The organism is Mycobacterium sp., assembly GCF_049280035.1.
Classification (GTDB): domain Bacteria; phylum Actinomycetota; class Actinomycetes; order Mycobacteriales; family Mycobacteriaceae; genus Mycobacterium.
This window is the reverse complement of sequence record NZ_JBAPPI010000075.1, coordinates 1-4,015: the sequence shown is the minus strand read 5'-3', so window position 1 is coordinate 4,015 and position 4,015 is coordinate 1. Positions and strand designations below refer to the sequence as shown.

Below are 4,015 nucleotides of genomic sequence, written 5' to 3'. Positions count from 1 at the left end.
TCCGAGTCGACGGCGACGAACTGTCGTATTCGCTGCAGATGGGTGCGGTCGGACAACCGCTGCAACACCACCTCGCGGCGGTATTGCACCGCAAAGGCTGAGCGTCGCTCGGAAGTGAGGAGACAATAGCGTGGACGTCGAAAACGCAGTCTACCCAACGCATTCCCGCGTCGAAGCCTTGATGGCAAATACCTCGGACGGTCCGGTTGTGATGCTCAACCTGCTGAAGTTCCGGGCGAAGGCGGTCTACCCTGACGGGCGCCCCAGCGACCTGACCGGCCGCCACGCCTACGACCTCTACGCCGCACCGATGCAGAAAGTCATCGAAGACGGCGGCGGGCGGGTGCTGTTCGGCGGTGATATCGCGTCGCTGGTGATCGGCGAGGTCGAGGACTTGTGGGACATCTGCGTGCTGGTCGAATATCCTTCAGCCGCAGCGTTTGCCGCGATAGTGACGTCCCCGGAAGTTGCCGAGATCGGCGTTCACCGCGCTGCTGGGCTGGACGGTCAGTTGCTGATCCGCGTGACACAGCGGGTGCTCTAGCGCGACACGGAACGGGTTTAGACGAAGTGCGTCAGACCGTCGTCGACGACGCGCCCGGCAATCTGAACCCAGCCCTCCGGGCTCCACGTGGTCTGGATTACCGATCCCTTGCCCTGGGTGATAGTCAAGTCCCGGCTGAGGTAGTCGGTCATTCGCACGGCAGCGGATCCCGTCGCTTCGTCCTCCGTCACACCCAGGTTTGCCGCGAACAGCCGGGAACGCAGTGATCCGGCCGACTCGTCGGTCCATGTCCACAGGTAGTGCGCCACATCGTCGGAGAAGTCGGCGGGGTTGGCGGCTGCGAGTTCATCGAGCGATTCGAGATCGTGAATGGCGAACTCCGGAGCCCATTCCGAGCGGGCGCTGATCGTCGTGACGTCGTCGTGGTAGCTCACCTGCACGATGCCGGTCGGCACCTGCAGCGTCCGAATCGGCGTACCCCTGGCGCGCAACCACCATGACGCTCCGACCGTCGGGTGCCCGGCGAACGGCAGCTCGGTCAGCGGGGTATAGATGCGAGCATGCGCAGTGGTGGATCCAGCGCTCGGCAAGTCGATGAAAACTGTTTCGCTGTAACCTAATTGAGCGGCGATGCGCTGGTGCCACGAAACCTCGACGGTGCTGGCGTCGACGACGCCCAGGGGATTTCCAAAATTTCCCGCTGAGTCGGTGAACACCCGCAACACTGTGACGTCGTAGCTCATACGCCGACCATACGACTGTGCTTCTCGCCACCCTTCGGGGGACCGATCAGGTGGCGCTACGTTCGTCGGAACCCATGGCATTCAACACGGCGACGCGGGTGTCGACCGGTCCGGAGACGGTTTGCGCGCCGCCGCCGCTGCGCAGTAATTCGCGCAGCGCGGTCTGGTCGTATTCGGCGGGCTCGGTGCTGTCGATGAAGCGCTCGACGACCTCGATGAAACGGTCCGGATCGTCGTGGAACGGGAAGTGGCCAGAGCGCTCGAAAACCTCCAATCGGGACCCTGGCATCGCGGCGTGCGCCATCCGGGCATGACTGATGGGCACCACCACATCGTCTGTGCCCCAAACGATTTGCACCGGAACGGATTCCGTCAAATAACATCGGTCCAGCATGGTGACCATCTGGCCACGCCAATCCACCACCGCCCGTAGTGTCCGGGTGAACGCCGCCGAGGCCATCGGCTCCGGCAGGTCGGCCAGCACCCGCAGCACGTCCGGCAGGTCGTGGCCCAATCCGGTTGATCCCAACATCAGGCCGGCCGCGCGCCCGGCGATCTGCAAAGCCGGCAGCACCAATGGCAGCCGCAGCAACGCCAGCGCCTCGCTGCCCATCGGCAACGAAGCCATGCGCAAAACAATGTTGACGTCCTTGGTGACACCGCCGGCCGCGACCAGGACCAGCCGCTCCACCAATTGCGGGAACTGGTAGGCGAACTGCATTGCCACCCCGCCACCAAGCGAGTGGCCGACGACGGTGACCCGTTCGATGTCTAGCACGGAAAGCAGGTCGCGCATCCCGTTGGCGTACGCCGCGACCGAGTAGTCGGCGCGTGGCTTGTCCGACTGCCCGTGGCCCAGCAAGTCGACGGCGATCACCGTGAACCGTTGCGCGAGCTTGGCTTGAACCGTCTCCCAGGTGGTGGAGTTGTCACCAATCCCGTGAATCAGCAGGATCACCGGGCCCGAGCCGGCGATCCGGAACGCACGCCGATACCCGTGGACCGTGCGGAACTGCAGCGAAGGGGTGACCTCCCGAACCGAGCGCAGATTGGGCTTCCGCTGGGTCATGTCGCCAACTTCGCTGTCGGGCCCGGTGGGGGCGCTCACGTCGGATCGTCGTCGTCAAACTTCTTCTCTGCCTGCTGGGCGAGGAATCGCTCGAACTCCGCGCCGAGTTCGTCGCCGCTCGGCAGATCTTCATCCCGCGTCAGCAGCGACCGTTCCTCCTGAGCGGCAATGAAGGCATCGTACTGTCGCTCCAGCGCAGCCACCACTTGAGCGACTTCCGAGCTCGCCTCAACCTGCTCGTCGACCTTGGCCGCAATCTCGACCGCCGCCTCCTCCAGCGCCTTCAGTGGGAACCGCAGGGCTCCCGCCTTGCCAACCTGCTCCAGCAGTGCCTGCGCGGCGGCCGGGTAGTCCGTCTGCGCCAAGTAGTGCGGTACATGCACGGTGAAGCCGACCACCTCGTGGCCGTGCTGCGCCATCCGGTATTCCAACAGGTTCGACGCACTGCCGGGCACCTGCACCTCAGCGATCCACGGGGTGAAGTCGGTGATCAGCTCGCGGTTGTTGGAGTGCGCCGTCATCGTCACCGGCCGCGTGTGCGGGACGGCCATCGGGATCGTGCCCACGCCGATGGTCTGCCGCACACCCAGACGCTCGGCCAACAACCGCACCGCGGTGATGAACCGCTCCCACTTCAAATCCGGCTCCATGCCGGCCAACAGCAGAAACGGCGTCCCGACACTGTCATGCATGGCGTAGAGGCTGAGCTCTGGGTCGTCGTATTCGGTGAAGTGATCGGTCTTGAACGTCATCAGTGGCCGCCGTGACCGATAGTCGAGCAGCTCGTCGATCGCGAACGAGGCCACCAATTCGGTGTCCAGCGTGTCCTTGAGATGGCCGGCGGCCAACCGGATCGCGTGGCCGGCGTCGGAAAAGCCTTCCAGGGCGTGCACCAAAACCGGGCCACGGCCATCCGACGACGACAACTGTGGCGCCGGGAACTCGAGCTCGTACATGCCGTTCTGCTCGGGCTGGTAGCGCTGCTCTTTCGCAGGGCCTCTGTCGGGGGGCTGGTTGTCGCCCATCGCGTCTTGCCTCCTCGCACGGCGCGGTATGCCGCACCGTGTCAGATAGTGTCTCTCAAATCCGCTGGCCGCGGATACCGGACCCGCTGTGAGAACGCGGGCGCTTCCGACCGCATTCCACGCGGGTACCCGTTTCGCGAGGCGCCGAATTTGCCGCCGCAGCGTTGCTCGCCATCATCTGCGCGCACCCGATCGGGCATGATCGACATCGATGCGCATTCTGGCAGCAGCTGTGGTTTCGACCGTCGGCCTGGCCTTGGTGCTAGTGGCCTGCGGGCACCGGCCACCCTCTGCACCAGTCAGCAGCAAACCCAAACAAGCCGCCGTTAATCCGGCGAACGGCGTCGTCGCAGCGCCGGTAGATCCAGATCCGCGGGTGGGCGCGGTCTTCCTGGGCGGCAGCGACTTGCATGCCTGCACCGGGTCGGTGTTGCACTCGGCAACGGGCAATCTGGTGCTGACCGCCGCGCATTGCATGGCTGCCGGCGGCCCGGCGACCTTCGTACCCGGTTTCGCACAACAAGCCGCGCCGACCGATATCTGGACGATGGACGTGATCTACCTGGATCCGCGATGGGTGGCCAATAGGGATCCGCGGGCCGACTATGCGATCGCCCGGGTCAGCCGCCCTGACGGCGGATCGGTCGAAGCGCAGGTCGGTTCGGCGCTGTCG

The 4,015-nt window shown here is 65.0% G+C and carries 5 protein-coding genes and 1 pseudogene; 3 read left to right on the top strand and 3 right to left on the bottom strand.

Annotation, left to right across the window (positions count from 1 at the left end; genetic code table 11):
* Together WAN71_RS02560 and WAN71_RS02555 are read left to right on the top strand one after the other, a co-directional pair.
* Positions 1 to 101 (top strand): annotated as a pseudogene (locus tag WAN71_RS02560) (fatty acid-binding-like protein); the annotation flags it as partial.
* Between the two features lie 29 nt (positions 102 to 130).
* Positions 131 to 544 (top strand): DUF1330 domain-containing protein, encoded by a 414-nt coding sequence (locus WAN71_RS02555; RefSeq protein WP_422223824.1) that lies wholly within the window; start codon positions 131 to 133, stop codon positions 542 to 544.
* 17 nt (positions 545 to 561) lie between these two features.
* On the opposite strand, the gene WAN71_RS02550 is transcribed toward WAN71_RS02555, so the two are convergent.
* The 3 genes from WAN71_RS02550 to WAN71_RS02540 are packed head-to-tail and all read right to left on the bottom strand — an operon-like array spanning position 562 to position 3,342.
* Positions 562 to 1,248: a PhzF family phenazine biosynthesis protein gene (locus WAN71_RS02550; RefSeq protein WP_422223823.1), complete on the bottom strand. Its 687-nt coding sequence runs from the start codon at positions 1,246 to 1,248 to the stop codon at positions 562 to 564.
* A gap of 46 nt (positions 1,249 to 1,294) precedes the next feature.
* Entirely contained in the window at positions 1,295 to 2,317 is a 1,023-nt protein-coding gene (locus tag WAN71_RS02545; protein WP_422223825.1) for an alpha/beta fold hydrolase, read from the bottom strand.
* Positions 2,318 to 2,352: 35 nt separating this feature from the next.
* Positions 2,353 to 3,342 (bottom strand): proteasome assembly chaperone family protein, encoded by a 990-nt coding sequence (locus tag WAN71_RS02540; protein WP_422223822.1) that lies wholly within the window; start codon positions 3,340 to 3,342, stop codon positions 2,353 to 2,355.
* 211 nt (positions 3,343 to 3,553) lie between these two features.
* Between WAN71_RS02540 and WAN71_RS02535 the strand changes: the two genes are divergently transcribed.
* A partial coding sequence (locus tag WAN71_RS02535; protein WP_422223821.1) for a trypsin-like serine peptidase occupies positions 3,554 to 4,015 on the top strand: 462 nt, incomplete at its 3' end.

What these genes read in the sequence shown, in the direction of transcription:
- WAN71_RS02550 (WP_422223823.1), bottom strand. Translation starts at nt 1,248, where the DNA reads ATGAGCTACGACGTCACAGTGTTGCGGGTGTTCACCGACTCAGCGGGA.
- WAN71_RS02545 (WP_422223825.1), bottom strand. Translation starts at nt 2,317, where the DNA reads ATGACCCAGCGGAAGCCCAATCTGCGCTCGGTTCGGGAGGTCACCCCT.
- WAN71_RS02540 (WP_422223822.1), bottom strand. Translation starts at nt 3,342, where the DNA reads ATGGGCGACAACCAGCCCCCCGACAGAGGCCCTGCGAAAGAGCAGCGC.